Genomic DNA, 15,060 nt, shown 5'->3' with positions numbered 1-15,060 from the left:
GTCTCTCAAATAACCCCCCCTCGGCCGCGTAAAACCCGGCCCAGCCGGCGGCCCTGGCTGTGCGCGCCCGCTTACCCCGGGGGGGGGGGCCCCGCCCCCCCCCCCCCGCGACCCCTGGGGCACTCCCCCAAACCCCCCGCAATTCCCCCGCACCGCAAGGAGATCCCCGTGGCAGTCGTCGCGGAACCCACCCGCCGGGGCCGTCGCAGCGGGCCGCAGGCGCGCCGCGAGGCCCGGATCGGCCTGCTCTTCGTCCTCCCGTGTTTCCTGCTGTTCCTCGCCTTCCGGTTCGGTCCGGGCGTCGCCGGTGTGCTGATGAGCTTCACCGACTACTCCCTCACCGGCGGCGGCAGCTTCATCGGGTTCGACAACTTCACCCGCCTGTGGGCCGATCCGCTGTTCTGGCAGGCCCTGAAGGTCACGGTCCTGTACACCGTGATCGCCGTACCGGGCACGCTCGCCGCCTCGGTCTGCCTGGCACTGATCACCCGCCGCGCGTTCCGCGGCGCCAAGTTCTTCCGGTCGGTGTTCTTCCTGCCGGTCGTCACCTCGCTGGTACTGGCCGCCACCGTCTTCGTCTGGATCTTCTCGACCGGCGGCCCGTGGTCCACCCTGATGGGCTGGTTCGGGCTGTCCGAGGGCTCCTGGCTCTCCGACGACGTGCTGGTGCTGCCCGCGCTCGCGCTCGTCGGCGTCTGGTCCCGCTTCGGCTACGGGATGCTCATCCTGCTCGCCCGGATGCAGGACATCCCGCGCGAACTGGAGGAGGCCGCGCTCACCGACGGGGCAGGCCCCTGGCAGCGGTTCCGGTACATCGTGCTGCCGCAGCTCAAGCCCGCCCTGTTCTTCCTCGCCGTGATCGAGACGACCGCCTCGTTCCAGGTGTTCGACGCCGTCTACACCATGACGGGCGGCGGTCCCGCCAACGCCAGTTACACGCTCGTCTTCCAGCTCTACGACGCGGGCTTCAAGTACTTCGACCTGGGCTACGCCTCGGCCATCGGTGTCGCGCTCTTCGTGCTGACCGTGGTCGTCGCGGTGATCCAGCGGCTCGTGATCGGGAAGGACCAGTGACCATGACAACGGCACCCGAAGAGACGAAAGCGGCCCCGCCCGTCCGCAAGGCCCCGGCTCCCCCGGACCGGGCGGAGCGCCGGGAGATCCGCAGGCTGCGCAAACTCTCCGAGCGGGACACCGTCCCGTACGGCATGCGCCCGACCCTGGCCGGCCGGATGGCGCGCGGCGCACTGCTGACGGTCGCCGCGCTCGTGACCGTCTTCCCGTTCTACGCGATGGTCGTGCTCTCCCTGAAGCCGTCCGCGGCGGTCGACTTCCCCGGCAGTCTGCTGCCCTGGCCGCTGACCGGCGAGGCGTACGACACCGTCATGGGCGCCCAGGACGTACCGCGCTGGCTTTTCAACACGCTGATGTACTCGGTCGTCTCGGTCGTCGGCGTGCTGCTGCTCGCCTCGCTCGCCGGGTACGCGTTCGCCAAGAAGCGCTTCCCGGGCCGGGAGGCCATGTTCTGGTCGTTCCTGTCGATGGTGATGGTCCCGTACCACGTCACGATGATCCCGACGTTCGCGATGATCGCGAAGCTCGGCGGCGTCGACACGTACTGGGGACTGATCGTGCCGACCCTGGCCAACGCCCAGGCGGTCTTCCTGATGCGGCAGTTCATCCAGGGACTGCCCGACGAACTCTTCGAGGCGGCCCGGCTCGACGGGTGCAGCGAGTGGCAGATCTTCTACCGGATCGTGCTGCCGCTGCTGAAGCCGATCCTCGCCACACTCGGCGTCTTCGTCTTCCTGTGGCACTGGAACGACTTCCTGTGGCCGCTGGTCATCGGCCAGTCCACCGACATGCGCACCCTCACCGTCGGCATCGCCTCGCTCCAGCAGCAGAACGTGCCGCTCAATGTGGTGCTCTCCGGCTCCGTCATCGCGTTCGTGCCCATCTTCGCCGCGTACATGGTGGGCCAGCGCTACTTCACCGAGGGCGTCACCGCGTCCGGAATCAAGGGATAGCCAGCCATATGTTCACCGATGAGGCCGCACTCGAAGAGCGGCTCGCCACCCCCTCCCCCGCACTCGTCGCCGGCCTCGGCCGCCTGGAGGGCGATCTGCTGGTCCTGGGCGCGGGCGGCAAGATGGGCCCCAGCCTGTGCCGGCTGGCCCGCCGGGCACTGGACGCCGCGGGCCGGACCGACGTGAGCGTGTACGCGGTCTCCCGCTGGTCCGACAAGGCCGCCGCGGACGAGCTGGAGGCCGCCGGGGTCCGCACGGTCGCCTTCGACCTGATGGACCCGGCCGCCGATCTGACCCGGCTCCCCGACGCCGGGAACGTCGTCTTCATGGTCGGCGCCAAATTCGGTTCCGCCGGGGCGCCCTCGCTCGCCTGGGCGGTGAACGCCGCGATGCCGGACCGGGTGGCACGCCGCTGGTCCGGCGCCCGGATCGCCGCGTTCTCCACCGGCAACGTGTACCCGCTGGTGCCCGTCTCCTCGGGCGGCTGCACCGAGACCGACCCGGTCGGCCCGGTCGGCGAGTACGCCATGTCGTGCCTCGGCCGGGAGCGGATCTTCGGCCACGCCGCGCTGACCCTCGGCACCAGGGTCGCCAACATCCGGCTCAACTACGCGGTCGACCTGCGCTACGGCGTCCTCGCCGACATCGCGTACCGCGTGCGGGCGGGCGAGCCCGTCGATGTGACGACCGGTCACGCCAACGTGGTGTGGCAGGGGTACGCCAACGAGATCGCCCTGCGCTCACTCCTGCACGCCACCGACGGCGAGCCCTTCACCCTCAACCTCACCGGCCCCGAGACCGCCTCGGTGCGCCGCATCGCGCAGTGGTTCGGCGAGGAGTTCGACCGGGAGCCGGTCCTCGCCGGGACCGAGGCGCCCACCGCGCTGCTCTCCGACGCGAGCCGCTGCCACGCCCTCTTCGGCTACCCGGACGTCGCGCTGCGCACCCTGGTCGAGTGGCAGGCCGACTGGCTGCGGCGCGGGCTCCCGCTGTCAGGCAAGCCCACCAAGTTCCAGGTACGCGACGGAAGGTTCTGATCCACTCCATGTCCACTCCCTCCCGCCTGTCCACCCCCGCTCTGGATCTGCTCGCCCGGGGTGCGGCGATACCCGCCCACCCGCTCGCGCTGCACGCCGACGGCACGTTCGACGAGCGCCGCCAGCGCGCGCTGACCCGCTACTACCTGGCGTCCGGGGCGGGCGGCGCCGCCGTCGCCGTACACACCACGCAGTTCGAGATCCGCGAACCCGGAGTCGGGCTGCTGCGGCCCGTCCTGGAGCTCGCGGCCGAGACGATCGACGCCGAGGCCGGCCGCCCGTTCGTCAAGGTCGCCGGTGCCTGCGGCTACACCGCGCAGGCCGTCGCCGAGGCCACCACCGCCGCCGAACTCGGCTACGACGCGGTGCTGCTCTCCCCCGCCGTGCCCGGCGCGGACGAGAAGGGGCTGCTGGAGCGGGCGCGGGCGGTCGGCGAGGTCCTGCCCGTCATCGGGTTCTACCTCCAGGAGGCGGTGGGCGGACGGTACTTGTCGCCCGGCTTCTGGTCCGCGTTCACCGACCTGCCGAACACCGCCGCCGTCAAGATCGCCCCCTTCGACCGCTACCGCACCGCCGATGTCGTACGGGCGGTGTCCGCCGCCGACCGGGCCGGCGAGGTGGCGCTGTACACCGGCAACGACGACGACATCATCGGCGACCTGCTCACCCCGTACGGGGCGGCGGCCGGCCCGCGGCGCTGGTTCGCGGGCGGGCTGCTGGGCCAGTGGGCGGTGTGGACGAGCTCCGCGGTCACCCTCCTGGACGACATCCGGCTGGCCCGCGCCGGGGACCACGAAGCGACGGTCCGCTGCCTGGCCCGCCGCACCGAGCTGACCGACGCCAACAGCGCGGTCTTCGACGTCCGGAACGCGTTCCGGGGCTGCATCGCCGGGGTGCACGAAGTGCTGCGCCGCCAGGGCCTGTTGGCGAACATCCGCTGCCTGGACCCGGCCGAGACGCTCTCCCCCGGACAGGCCGAGGAGATCACCCGGGTGGCTGCGGCCTACCCTTGGCTGACCGATGACGCCTTCGTTGCGGAGCACCTCGATGCCTGGCTCTCCTGAAACCGCCGACCGCTCGTCCCGGGTGGTCGTCGCCGTACCGCCGCACCTGCGCGACCAGTTCTTCACCGCCGAGGTGTGGCAGGAGCTGGAGCGGGCCGCCGCACTGACCGTCCTCGACGACCACCGCGACCGGGAAGCGCTCGAGGCGGCGCTGCCCGGCGCCCGCGCGCTGATCCTGTCCTGGCGGGCGCCCAAGGTGGACGCCGGGCTCCTCGCCCACGCGGACCGGCTGGAGCTGGTGGCGCACACCGGTTCGGCGGTCGCGCCCTACGTCACCGAGGACGTGTTCCGGCGGGGCATCCTGGTCACCCAGGCCGGTGACGAGATGGCCCGCCCGGTCGCCGAGGTGGCGCTCGCCTTCACCCTCTCGCTGCTCCACCGCATCCAGCGCTTCGACCACGCCCTGCGCGGCGGTCAGGACTGGGCGGCGGCGAGCGAGGCACCGCCGCGCCACGAGATCCACGGCAGCGACATCGGGGTGCTCGGCGCCTCCCGCACCGGACGCGCCTACATCCGGATGGTGCGGGCGATGGGCGCACGGGTCAGCGTCACGGACCCGTATCTCTCCGAGGCCGGTGCCGAGGAGCTCGGCGTGCGGTCCGTACCGCTGGAGACGCTGCTCTCCGGCAGCCGGATCGTGGCCGTGCACGCACCGGTCACCGAGGAGACCCACCGGATGATCGGCGCGGAGCAGCTGGCGCTGATGCCGGACGGGGCGGGCCTGGTGAACACCGCCCGCTCGTGGCTGGTCGACGAGGACGCGCTGCTGGCCGAGCTGACCACCGGCCGGCTGGACGCGGCGATCGACGTCTTCGACGCCGAGCCCCTGCCGGCCGACCACCCCTTCCGCTCCCTGCCGAACGTGCTGCTCACCCCGCACCAGGCGGCCGGGAGCGTCGAGTGCCGGCAGCGTCTTGGCACCAGTGCCGTCAACGAGGTGCTGCGGCTGCTCGCCGGGCGCCCGCCGGTCCACGCCGTCAGCGCCGAGGCGCTCGTCCGGCTGCGCTGACACCCCGTAACGAATCCCGTTCCCGCACCCGCACCTGTCAGGAGATCCACCCTTCATGCGACTGATGCGCATAGGCGAGCCGGGCCGGGAGCGCCCGGTCCTCGTCTGCCCCGAGGGCCGCCACTACGACCTGTCGGGCATCACCGACGACATCGACGGCGCGTTCCTCGCCGCGCTGGCCGAGAAGCCGCACCTGATCCCCGCCGAGCCGAAGCTCCCGGAGACCGACATCACCGGGGAGCGGGTCGGCGCCCCGGTGGCCCGGCCCTCCGCGCTCCTGTGCATCGGGCAGAACTACGCGGCCCACGCGGCGGAGTCCGGTGCCGAGCCGCCCGAGCAGCCGATCCTCTTCTACAAGTCCCCGAACACGGTCGTCGGCCCGTACGACGACGTGCTGATCCCCCGTGGCTCGAAGAAGACCGACTGGGAGGTGGAGCTGGCCGTCGTGATCGGCCGCCGCGCCTCCTACCTGGACTCCCCCGCCGACGCGGCCGCCCACATCGCGGGCTACGCGGTCAGCAACGACGTCTCGGAGCGCGCCTTCCAGCTGGAGGAGTCGGGCGGCCAGTGGTCCAAGGGCAAGAGCTGCGCCACGTTCAACCCGCTGGGCCCGGTCCTGGTGACGGCCGACGAGGTCGGTGACCCGCAGCGGCTGCGGCTGACCAGCCATGTCAACGGGGAGCCACGGCAGGACTCCTCCACCGCGGACATGATCTTCAGCGTGGCGCATCTGGTGCACCATCTGTCGCAGTACCTGGTGCTGGAGCCCGGAGACGTCATCAACACCGGTACGCCGCAGGGCGTGGCCCTGTCCGGCCGCTTCCCGTACCTGGGCCCGGACGATGTGATGGAGATCGAGATCTCCGGCCTCGGCCGGCAGCGCAGCGTCTGCCGGCCCGGGTAACCGGCCTCAGTCCTCCGGGAGTTCGACCGGGGCGATCTCGTCGAAGAGGTCTCCCGGGCCGGGGTTGGCCGTGTCGGTCGCGCCGCCGAACTGGGCCATCACGCCCCAGACGGCGTTCAGCGCGGTCTGCACGGCCCCCTCGGCCCAGCCGGCCGTCCAGGAGATGTCGTCGCCGGCCAGGAACAGGCCCCGCTTGTCGGCGGGCAGCCGGTCCTGCATGAAGTGGGTGAACAGCCGCCGCTGGTAGCGGTAGTGACCGGGCAGGTTGGCCTTGAACGCGCCCATGAAGTAGGGCTCGTTCTCCCAGGAGACCGTCACCGGGTTGCCGGTGATGTGCTTCCTGATGTCGACGCCCGGGTAGATCTCGCCGAGCGACTTCAGCATCACGTCCATCCGCTCGGCGGCCGACAGCGGCAGCCACTTCAAGCTGTCGTCGCACCAGGTGTACGAGAGGCAGATGCTGGCGGGCTTGTCCGGGCCGTCGTCGAGCAGGTAGGTGCCGCGCGTCATCCGGTCGGTGAGCGTCATCGACATGGCGTCGCGGCCGGTCACCTCGTCCTTGTCCAGCCAGAACGGCCGGTCGACCGGGACGAACAGCTTGGACGACTCCATGTAGTGGGTGCGCTCCATCGCCGTCCAGTGGTCGATCGGGAAGAGCGCGTCGTCACAGTCGATCTTGGAGAGCAGCAGCCAGGACTGCCCGGTGAAGACGGCCGCCCGGAAGGTGCGGATGTCGCCGGTGGCGTCGGTGACGGTGATCCGGTTCCCGGCGGTGCGGTTCAGCCGGGTCACGGCGGGGCGCGGCTCCCCGTCGTGCAGCGAGGCCAGCGAGGTGCCCAGCGGCCAGTGGATGATCTTCTCCGGCTCGCGCTCCCAGAGGCGCAGCGGGAGCTGCTGGCTGCCGCCGACGATGGAGCGGTGGTGGTCGTCCGCCTCGGTGTAGACGACGCGCAGGATCTCCAGGATGGAGTTGGGGAAGTCGGTGTCCCAGCCGCCGGTGCCGAAGCCGACCTGGCCGAAGATCTCGCGGTGCCGGAAGGACTTGAAGGCCTCGGAGTCGCAGAGGAAGCCGTAGAAGGTCTGGTTGTCGAGCTTGTCGACGAGCCGGGCCCAGATCTCGCGGATGCGCGGCACGTCGCGCTCGCGCATCGCCCGGTTCATGTCTGAGAAGTCGGCGCCCTCCTCCAGACAGGCGTTCCAGGCCTCCATCACGTCGCGGTAGACCTGGGGAAGGTCGTCGACGGTGCGGGCGTAGTGCGACTCGCCCTTCAGGTCGACGACGGTCGACGGGGTGGCCGGGGAGAGCGGGTTGGGGAACGGCTTCGTCTCCAGCCCCACCAGGTCGATGTAGTGCTGGAGTGCGGTCGAGGACGGCGGGAAGCGCATGGCGCCCATCTCGGCGGTGAGCGGCTCCCCGTCCACGGTGCAGCCGTCGAACTCGACCGTGCGCAGCCGCCCGCCGATCCGGTCGGCCTCGTACAGGACGGGCCGCAGGCCCATCTTCATCAGCTCGTACGCGGTGATGATCCCGGAGAGCCCGCCGCCGATGACCGCGACCTCGCTGCCGTGCTCGGTCGCCGGTATCTGTCCGAGCCCGGCGGGGTGCGCGAGGAAGTCGTCGTACGCGTACGGGAAGTCCGGCCCGAACATGGTGATCGGCGGGGCCGCCTCGGTGTGCTGGACGGCGGTGGGCACCGTGGACGTCATGGGGTACGGACTCCTTGCGGGAAAAGGTGAGGGTGAGCGGAGCGGCGGGCTCAGACGAGGGAGCCGTACAGACCGGGGCGGCGGTCGCGCAGATACGGGTTGGCGGCCCGGGAGGCGGCCAGCAGCGCCGGGTCAACGTCCGCGAGTGCGAGTTCCTCGCCGCGCCCGGCCCGGGTGCGGACCGTGCCGTCGGGGCCGGCCAGGCAGCTCAGCCCGACGAACTCGAACTCGCCCTCCGGGCCTGTCCGGTTGACGTAGGCGATGTACAGCTGGTTCTCGAAGGCACGGACGGGGACGAGCGATTCGGCGACGAACTGGAAGGGGTGCATCTGGGCGGTCGGGACCAGCAGCAGATCGGTGCCGGCCAGCGCGTGCGCCCGGACGTTCTCCGGGAACTCGACGTCGTAGCAGATCATCAGGCCGATGCGGATACCGTCCAGCTCGGCCTGGACGACCGGCTGCTCGCCGGGGGTGAACCAGTGCTGCTCGAAGCCGCCGAAGAGGTGGGTCTTGCGGTAGTTCGCCAGCGGGGTGCCGTCGGGGCCGATGAGCTGGGCGGCGTTGTACAGGGTGTCGCCGTCCCGCTCCGGGTAGCCGTAGTGGACGGCGATCCCGTGCCGGGCGGCGATCGCCGCGACGGCGTGCGCCGCGGGCCCGTCGGCGGCCTCGGCCAGCCGGGGCACGTCGTCCCCGATCGCGTACCCGGTCAGGAACATCTCGGGGCAGACGAGCAGCCGGGCACCGCCGGCGGCGGCGCGACGTGCGGCGTCGTCGAGCACCTCGGTGTTACGGGCCACCGAGCCCGGGATTCCGGAGCTCTGGAGCAGGGCGGTGCGCAACGGCGGCATGGCTGACCTCGGGCGGTGCGGGCGGGGCGGGGACGTATTGACGGTACGGTCCGCGATTCCCCCCGGACAAGGCGCGAGCGTTGCGCATGGACCATTGATCCATTGCGTCCGGTCGCACCGGCACAGCGATTCATTGCGCGACCGGCGGAATCGGGCCGGTCCGGCGTTCGAGGACGGAACCGCTGCCGGAGGACGGGGCTACGCCGGCGACCCCGACGAGTACCGCCGCAGCAGCGGCGAGAGCACCAGTACGGACTTCGTCCGCTCCACGTACGGTTCGCCCGCGATCCGCTCCAGGACCTGCTCGAAGTGACGCATGTCGGCCGCGAACACCTGAACGATCGCGTCGGCGTCCCCGGTCACGGTGGACGCCGAGGCGACCTCCGGATACCGGGCGAGGCCGTGCTTGATCGACTCCGGCGACGTGTTGCGGCTGCAGTAGATCTCGATGAACCCCTCGGTCTCCCAGCCGAGCGCCGCCGGATCCACCCGCACGGTGAACCCGGTGATCGCGCCCTCGGCGCGCAGCCGGTCCACCCGCCGCTTCACGGCGGGCGCGGACAGCCCGATGATCGAGCCGATGTCGGCGTAGGAGCGACGGGCGTCTTCGGCCAGCGCGTGGACGATGCGTTCGTCGAGGTCGTTCAGTCGCACGTCGTACGGGTCACTTCTCTGCGATGGCGATGGCCGGGTGACAGCCAGGGCGAGGGCCGGTTCGGGGGCGGCGGTGCCGCCCCCGAAGTAGACCACGGGCGCACCCCTGGGGCGCGCTCACCGCAGGTGGGGCGGGGTCAGAACGGGAACTGCGAGCGCCCGTGCTGTACGGAGATCCACTTCTGGGTGGTGAAGGCGTCGAGCATCGAGTCGCCGTTGAGCCGCCCGAGTCCGGAGCTCTTCTCGCCGCCGAAGGGGACGATCGGCTCGTCGTGGACGGTGCCGTCGTTGATGTGGATCATGCCGGTGCGGATCCGCTGCCCGACCCGGACGCCCCGCTCGACGTTGCCGGTGTGCACCGCGCCGCTCAGCCCGTAGGGGGTGTCGTTGGCGATCCGGACGGCCTCGTCCTCGCCGTCGAACGGCACCAGGAGCGCGACCGGGCCGAAGATCTCCTGGGAGAGCACCGGGGAGTCGGCCGCCAGGCCGGTCAGTACGGAGGGGCTCACGAGGTTGCCGACGGCCTGCCCGTGCAGCAGCGCGGTCGCACCGGCCGCCACGGTCTGGTCGACGAGCGCGGTGATCGCCTCGGCCTGGGTGGAGTTGATCAGCGGGCCGATCTGGGTCGTCGGGTCGGCCGGGTCGCCGACGCGCAGCGAGGCGACCTTGGCCACGAACTTCTCGGTGAACTCCCGCTCCACCGACCGGTCGACGAGAATCCGGTTGGCGGCCATGCAGACCTGCCCCTGGTGCACGTACCGGCTGAACACCGCCGCGTCGACCGCGTAGTCCACATCGGCGTCGTCGAGCACGATGAGCGCACTGTTGCCGCCGAGTTCGAGCACGGAGCGCTTGAGGTTCGTGGCGCACACGGTCGCGACGTGCCGCCCGACCTTGTCGGACCCGGTGAAGGAGATGACCTGCGGAACGGGGTGCTCCAGGAGCGCGTCACCGATCTCCGCGATGTCGGTGACCACCACGTTGAGGAGTCCGGCGGGCAGCCCGGCGTCCTCGAACACCTTGGCCACCAGGGTGCCGCCGCAGATCGGCGTGTTCTGGTGCGGCTTGAGGACCACGGCGTTACCGAGGGCCAGGGCGGGGGCGACCGACTTCAGCGACAGCAGGAAGGGGAAGTTGAACGGGCTGATGACACCGATGACCCCGGCGGGCACCCGGTAGACGCGGTTCTCCTTGCCCTCGGTCGGTGAGGGCAGGATCTGTCCGGTGGACCGCAGCGCGAGGTGGCCGGCCTCGCGCAGGAACTCCTTGGCCAGGTGCAGCTCGAACGCCGCCTTGAGCCGGGTGCCGCCGAGCTCGGCGACGATCGCGTCGGCGATCTCGGCCTCGCGGTCCTCGACGATGCGCAGGGCCTTCTCCAGCACGGCCCGCCGGGCGTAGGGGTTGGTGTCGCCCCACGCCTGCTGGGCCCTCTCGGCGGCCCGGTACGCCTGGTCCACCTCGTCGGCTGTGGCGACCGTGATCGAGGCGAGCTTCTCCCCGTCGAAGGGGTTGAAGTCGATGATGTCCCACGAGCCCCTGCCCGGCCTCCACTCGCCGTCGATGTACTGATGGGCCAGGTCGGTGAAGAAGGACATGAGATCCCTTACCGCAGAGAGGCGGGCAGCTGATTGGGGTTCATGTTACTTAATTTTCAACTGAGTTGGATAGCGTGAACGCGTTCACACGCACCCGGATCCGGACACCCCGACGCCCCTCGCGAGCCGCCCGGAAAGGTCCCTGAGCTGCCCCGGAACGCCGCTGCCCCTTCCGGCGCGAACGGCCGGAAGGGGCAGCGGGGACGGTGCGGTGGCGCGGGTCAGCTCCAGCTGGAGTGCAGCGGCTTGCCCTCCGCGTATCCGGAGGCGCTCTGCACCCCGACGACGGCCTTCTCGGCGAACTCCGCCAGCGAGCCGGCACCGGCGTAGGTGCAGGAGGAGCGGACGCCCGCGATGATCGAGTCGACCAGGTCCTCGACGCCGGGACGGGTCGGGTCCAGGAACATCCGCGAGGTGGAGATGCCCTCCTCGAAGAGCGCCTTGCGGGCCCGGTCGTACGACGACTCGTCGGAGGTGCGGTTCTTCACGGCGCGCGCGGACGCCATCCCGAAGGACTCCTTGTAGAAGCGGCCGTCGGCGGCCTGCTGGAGGTCGCCGGGCGACTCGTACGTCCCGGCGAACCAGGAACCGATCATCACGTTGGACGCGCCCGCGGCGAGCGCCATGGCGACATCGCGCGGGTGGCGGACGCCACCGTCCGCCCAGACGTGCTTGCCGTACTTCTTCGCCTCTGCGGCGCACTCCAGGACCGCGGAGAACTGCGGCCGGCCGACGCCGGTCATCATCCGGGTGGTGCACATGGCGCCGGGTCCGACACCGACCTTGATGACGTCGGCGCCGGCCTCGATGAGGTCGCGCACGCCTTCGGCGGCGACGATGTTGCCGGCCACGATCGGCACCTGCGGGTCCAGCGCGCGGACCGCGCGCACCGCGTTGATCATGGACTCCTGGTGACCGTGCGCGGTGTCGACGACCAGGGTGTCGGCGCCGGCGTCGAGGAGCTGCTTGGCCTTCCCGGCCACGTCACCGTTGATCCCGACGGCGGCGGCGATCCGCAGCTTGCCGTTCGCGTCGGTCGCGGGGGTGTAGAGCGTGGCGCGCAGTGCCGCCTTCCGGGTGAGTATGCCGACGAGACGGCCCTCGGCGTCGACCGCGGGGGCGAGCTTGCGGTTGGCGCCGTCGAGCTTGTTGAACGCGTCGCGCGGATCGATGCCGGCGTCCAGCAGCACCAGGTCCCTGGACATGACCTCGGAGAGCTGGGTGAAGCGGTCGACGCCGGTCAGGTCGTGGTCGGTGACCACACCGACGGGCCGCCGCTCGCTGTCGACGACGACACCGGCGCCGTGGGCGCGCTTGGGCAGCAGGGACAGTGCGTCCGCGACGGTCTGGCCGGGGGCCAGCTCGATGGGTGTGTCGAGCACGAGGTGGCGCGTCTTGACCCAGGCGATGACCTCGGTGACGACCTCGATCGGGATGTCCTGCGGAATGACGACGAGACCGCCGCGCCGGGCGATCGTCTCGGCCATCCGGCGGCCCGCGATCGCCGTCATGTTCGCGACGACGAGCGGGATGGTGGTGCCGGTGCCGTCGGGCGAGGACAGGTCGACCCCCTGGCGGGATCCGACCGCCGACCGGCCCGGAACCATGAAGACATCGTCGTACGTGAGGTCGTACGGGACCGAGGGGGACTCTGTGTATCGACCGGTGCCGGGCTCAAGAAAACGCATAACACTCATTTTTTCATACGAAATGGCGCAGGTCGTTTCCACGAAGACACAACAAACGACTCCCACCTTCGTATGTTCCTCCGAGGAACAAGGTCGGGAGTCCCGGGCAAGTGGAACCTGCCTTACCCACAGACCCTACCCGTACGGCTTGCCGATCATTCGGGATCATCATCCCTGGACCTGGTGACAAGGGGTCAGGTAGCTTCAAACGCGCAGGTCCCGCCGGTCAGCCAGCTGCCCCGGAGGCACTGGCGCAATGCTCACAACTTCCGTCGCAGGCACGACCGGAGAGGATCACGACCCGCCCGTGGAGAGCGAACTGCCGGACATCTACTGCCCGTTCCCCCAACGCACGAACCCGCACGTCGGGCACGTACGGGAGCATCTCGACAGCTGGACCCGGAACACCGGTCTGGTGCACCGGGATTCAGCCAGGGAGCGCTTCGAGCAGGCGGACTTCGGGGCCTTCGTCGGCATGGTGTACCCGACCGCCGACAGCGAGAACCTGGACCTCGTCGCCGACTGGTTCGTCTGGCTCTTCCTCGTCGACGACCAGCTGGACGACGGCCACCTCGGCCGCAGCCCGGACCGGGTACGCAGCGTGGTCGAGACGATGCGCTCCGTCGTCGAGGGCGGGGGCAGGCCCCCGGGCGAGGAGCTGCCGGCCGCCGTCGTGGCCCTGGTCGATCTGTGGGATCGCACGGTGCCGGCCGCCGCACCGCAGTGGCGGCGCCGGTTCACCTACCACCTGATGACCTACCTCACCACCGCCACCACCTGGGAGGCCGGAAACCGGGCCGACGGCGTGGTCCCGGCCGAGGCGACGTACATCGAGAAGCGCCGCCACACCGGTGCGATACATGTCTGCATGGACCTGATAGAGATCGTGGCCGGTATCGAGGCGCCCGAGTCGATCCACAACGATCCGCGGTTCATCACCGCCCTCAAGGCCTCGTGCAACGTCGTGTGCTGGGCCAACGACGTGTACTCGTACGAGAAGGAACAGGTCCTGGGCGAGATCCACAACCTCGTCCACCTGGTCCGGCACCACCGCGGGTACGGCAAGCAGCAGTCGCTCGACCACGTCTGTGCGGAGATCGCCGCCGAGACCGAGCGCTTCCTCACCGCGGAGGCCGAGCTGCTCAGCGCGTATCCGCAGCTCGACTGGATGCTGGAGCCGTATCTGGACGGGATGCGGAGCTGGATGCGCGGCAACCTCGACTGGTCCCGGCAGACTCCGCGCTACAACCCGGCCGACGTCAGCCAGTACAAGGAGCCCGAGCAGTACCTGGAGGCGACGGTCCTGGGCGTCCGGCAGGACTGATCCCCGGGCACGAAGGGGGGCGGGGGCGGCGCTACCGCCCCCGCCCCCCTTCGCTCACTCCCCGTCCGGGTCGGTCCGCTCCAGTGCGGGCCTGCGCGGCGCGGCCGAATCGGTCAGCAGGTAGTCGGCGGCGGCCGTGTCCGTCACCAGGCTGGTGACAAGGCCGGACCGCAGCACCGCTCCGATCGCCGCGGCCTTGCGCTGGCCGCCCGCGATCGCCACCACCTCGGGGATCCGGCGCAGCCGGTCCGCCTCGACCGTGATGCACCGCTCACCGAGGTCCCGGCCGACCCGCCGGCCCTCCGAGTCGAAGAGGTGCGCCGACATCTCGGCGGCGACGCCGAGCGAGGCGTAGTGCTCGCGCTCCTCGTCGGACAGCATGTCGTGGACCGTGGAGATACCGGGCTCCCAGGAGCCGATGGACACCGCGGCGACCGTCACCTTGTCGAAGTACTCGAAGGCGCGGGCGATCCCCGTCTGGTGGCGCAGCGCGGCGGCCGTGGCAGGGTCGGGCAGCAGCATCGGCGCGTAGATGGGGTGGGCCTCGCCGCCGGAGACCTGTGCGGCCCGGCGGACCGCCTCGACCGAGCCGCGCTCGGCGGTGCCCGCGTCGTACACCCCGGTGAGCTGCACGACCGTGCACGGCGGGAGCCGGTCCAGGGCGGCGGCCATGTGGATGGTGGACCGGCCCCAGGCGAGTCCGAGCACATCGCCCTCGTTCACCAGCTCACCGAGCAGGTCGGCCGCGACCTCGCCCAGGTTCTCCGGATCGGCGGCGTCGTCCTGCTCCTCGGCCGGGGACTCGACCACGACCGCGTGGCGCAGCCCGTAGCGGGCGCGGAGCGCGTCGGAGCGCTCGGCGTCCAGCTCGGCGGGGACCCGGATCTCGATCCGTACGAGGTCACGCTCCAGCGCCGTCTCCAGGACCCTGGCGACCTTGAAGCGGCTGACGCCGAACTCCTCCGCGATCTGGATCTTGGATTTGCCCTCGAGGTAGAAGCGGCGGGCCATGGCCGCCGCCTGCACCAGCTCCGCGGGCCCCATCCGCAGGGCGGACCGGCCCGCCGACATTGCAGACACCGCGTTCTCCTCACTGCTGTTCACGCTCTCGATACGCCGTTCATCCTGTCAGATACGGCGATCCTTGATCGGTCCCGTCGGACCGCGTTCATCTGCCCTTGGCCGGACCGACCGCTGATCGGA

General features: G+C 70.8%; 13 protein-coding genes. 7 read left to right on the top strand and 6 right to left on the bottom strand.

Annotated features, from left to right (window positions below; all coding sequences use genetic code 11):
• Positions 1 to 168: 168 nt before the first annotated feature.
• From ACGFU6_RS28910 to ACGFU6_RS28885, 6 genes are read left to right on the top strand one after another with little or no spacing between them, the layout of a single operon-like run.
• Positions 169 to 1,074, top strand: a complete 906-nt coding sequence (locus ACGFU6_RS28910; RefSeq protein WP_123528353.1) for a carbohydrate ABC transporter permease — start codon at positions 169 to 171, stop codon at positions 1,072 to 1,074.
• A 2-nt stretch (positions 1,075 to 1,076) separates the two neighbouring features.
• Positions 1,077 to 2,027: a carbohydrate ABC transporter permease gene (locus ACGFU6_RS28905; protein WP_393615114.1), complete on the top strand. Its 951-nt coding sequence runs from the start codon at positions 1,077 to 1,079 to the stop codon at positions 2,025 to 2,027.
• Positions 2,028 to 2,035: 8 nt separating this feature from the next.
• Positions 2,036 to 3,064 carry an NAD-dependent epimerase/dehydratase family protein gene (locus ACGFU6_RS28900; protein WP_393615113.1) on the top strand — a complete coding sequence of 343 codons (1,029 nt, stop codon included), beginning with the start codon at positions 2,036 to 2,038 and terminating at the stop codon, positions 3,062 to 3,064.
• Positions 3,065 to 3,072: 8 nt separating this feature from the next.
• On the top strand, positions 3,073 to 4,128 hold the full coding sequence (locus tag ACGFU6_RS28895) for a dihydrodipicolinate synthase family protein (RefSeq protein WP_393615111.1): 1,056 nt from the start codon (positions 3,073 to 3,075) through the stop codon (positions 4,126 to 4,128).
• A complete protein-coding gene (locus tag ACGFU6_RS28890; protein ID WP_393615109.1) occupies positions 4,112 to 5,137 on the top strand; it encodes a hydroxyacid dehydrogenase in 1,026 nt (341 codons plus the stop codon). The genes ACGFU6_RS28895 and ACGFU6_RS28890 overlap by 17 nt, the downstream gene beginning before the upstream one ends.
• Positions 5,138 to 5,192: 55 nt before the next feature.
• Positions 5,193 to 6,041, top strand: a complete 849-nt coding sequence (locus ACGFU6_RS28885) for a fumarylacetoacetate hydrolase family protein (RefSeq protein ID WP_393615108.1) — start codon at positions 5,193 to 5,195, stop codon at positions 6,039 to 6,041.
• A 6-nt stretch (positions 6,042 to 6,047) separates the two neighbouring features.
• On the opposite strand, the gene ACGFU6_RS28880 is transcribed toward ACGFU6_RS28885, so the two are convergent.
• The 5 genes from ACGFU6_RS28880 to ACGFU6_RS28860 form a co-directional block, all read right to left on the bottom strand.
• Positions 6,048 to 7,748, bottom strand: coding sequence for a flavin monoamine oxidase family protein (locus ACGFU6_RS28880; RefSeq protein WP_393615106.1), 1,701 nt, complete (start codon positions 7,746 to 7,748; stop codon positions 6,048 to 6,050).
• A gap of 50 nt (positions 7,749 to 7,798) precedes the next feature.
• Entirely contained in the window at positions 7,799 to 8,596 is a 798-nt protein-coding gene (locus ACGFU6_RS28875) for a carbon-nitrogen hydrolase family protein (RefSeq protein ID WP_393615104.1), read from the bottom strand.
• Positions 8,597 to 8,794: 198 nt separating this feature from the next.
• The gene (locus ACGFU6_RS28870) at positions 8,795 to 9,250 is read right to left on the bottom strand and encodes an Lrp/AsnC family transcriptional regulator (RefSeq protein ID WP_363078040.1); all 456 of its coding nucleotides are present in this window, start codon (positions 9,248 to 9,250) and stop codon (positions 8,795 to 8,797) included.
• 137 nt (positions 9,251 to 9,387) lie between these two features.
• Complete coding sequence (locus ACGFU6_RS28865) at positions 9,388 to 10,845, bottom strand: aldehyde dehydrogenase family protein (RefSeq protein WP_393615102.1); 1,458 nt, start codon at positions 10,843 to 10,845, stop codon at positions 9,388 to 9,390.
• A gap of 221 nt (positions 10,846 to 11,066) precedes the next feature.
• Positions 11,067 to 12,533, bottom strand: coding sequence for a GuaB1 family IMP dehydrogenase-related protein (locus ACGFU6_RS28860; RefSeq protein ID WP_393615101.1), 1,467 nt, complete (start codon positions 12,531 to 12,533; stop codon positions 11,067 to 11,069).
• Between the two features lie 307 nt (positions 12,534 to 12,840).
• Between ACGFU6_RS28860 and ACGFU6_RS28855 the strand changes: the two genes are divergently transcribed.
• Positions 12,841 to 13,857 (top strand): terpene cyclase, encoded by a 1,017-nt coding sequence (locus ACGFU6_RS28855; protein ID WP_393615229.1) that lies wholly within the window; start codon positions 12,841 to 12,843, stop codon positions 13,855 to 13,857.
• Between the two features lie 54 nt (positions 13,858 to 13,911).
• On the opposite strand, the gene ACGFU6_RS28850 is transcribed toward ACGFU6_RS28855, so the two are convergent.
• Positions 13,912 to 14,928: a sugar-binding transcriptional regulator gene (locus ACGFU6_RS28850; RefSeq protein ID WP_123528341.1), complete on the bottom strand. Its 1,017-nt coding sequence runs from the start codon at positions 14,926 to 14,928 to the stop codon at positions 13,912 to 13,914.
• Between the last annotated feature and the right edge of the window lie 132 nt (positions 14,929 to 15,060).

It is taken from the genome of Streptomyces sp. NPDC048462 (assembly GCF_043200175.1).
Taxonomy (GTDB): Bacteria; Actinomycetota; Actinomycetes; order Streptomycetales; family Streptomycetaceae; genus Streptomyces.
This window is presented reverse-complemented; position numbering and strand designations above follow the sequence as displayed.

Excerpts from the sequence above, each read along its gene's own strand:
- ACGFU6_RS28880 (WP_393615106.1), bottom strand. The coding sequence starts at position 7,748 with ATGACGTCCACGGTGCCCACCGCCGTCCAGCACACCGAGGCGGCCCCG.
- ACGFU6_RS28890 (WP_393615109.1), top strand. The coding sequence starts at position 4,112 with ATGCCTGGCTCTCCTGAAACCGCCGACCGCTCGTCCCGGGTGGTCGTC.
- ACGFU6_RS28900 (WP_393615113.1), top strand. The coding sequence starts at position 2,036 with ATGTTCACCGATGAGGCCGCACTCGAAGAGCGGCTCGCCACCCCCTCC.
- ACGFU6_RS28875 (WP_393615104.1), bottom strand. The coding sequence starts at position 8,596 with ATGCCGCCGTTGCGCACCGCCCTGCTCCAGAGCTCCGGAATCCCGGGC.
- ACGFU6_RS28895 (WP_393615111.1), top strand. The coding sequence starts at position 3,073 with ATGTCCACTCCCTCCCGCCTGTCCACCCCCGCTCTGGATCTGCTCGCC.
- ACGFU6_RS28865 (WP_393615102.1), bottom strand. The coding sequence starts at position 10,845 with ATGTCCTTCTTCACCGACCTGGCCCATCAGTACATCGACGGCGAGTGG.
- ACGFU6_RS28860 (WP_393615101.1), bottom strand. The coding sequence starts at position 12,533 with ATGCGTTTTCTTGAGCCCGGCACCGGTCGATACACAGAGTCCCCCTCG.
- ACGFU6_RS28850 (WP_123528341.1), bottom strand. The coding sequence starts at position 14,928 with ATGTCGGCGGGCCGGTCCGCCCTGCGGATGGGGCCCGCGGAGCTGGTG.
- ACGFU6_RS28905 (WP_393615114.1), top strand. The coding sequence starts at position 1,077 with ATGACAACGGCACCCGAAGAGACGAAAGCGGCCCCGCCCGTCCGCAAG.
- ACGFU6_RS28885 (WP_393615108.1), top strand. The coding sequence starts at position 5,193 with ATGCGACTGATGCGCATAGGCGAGCCGGGCCGGGAGCGCCCGGTCCTC.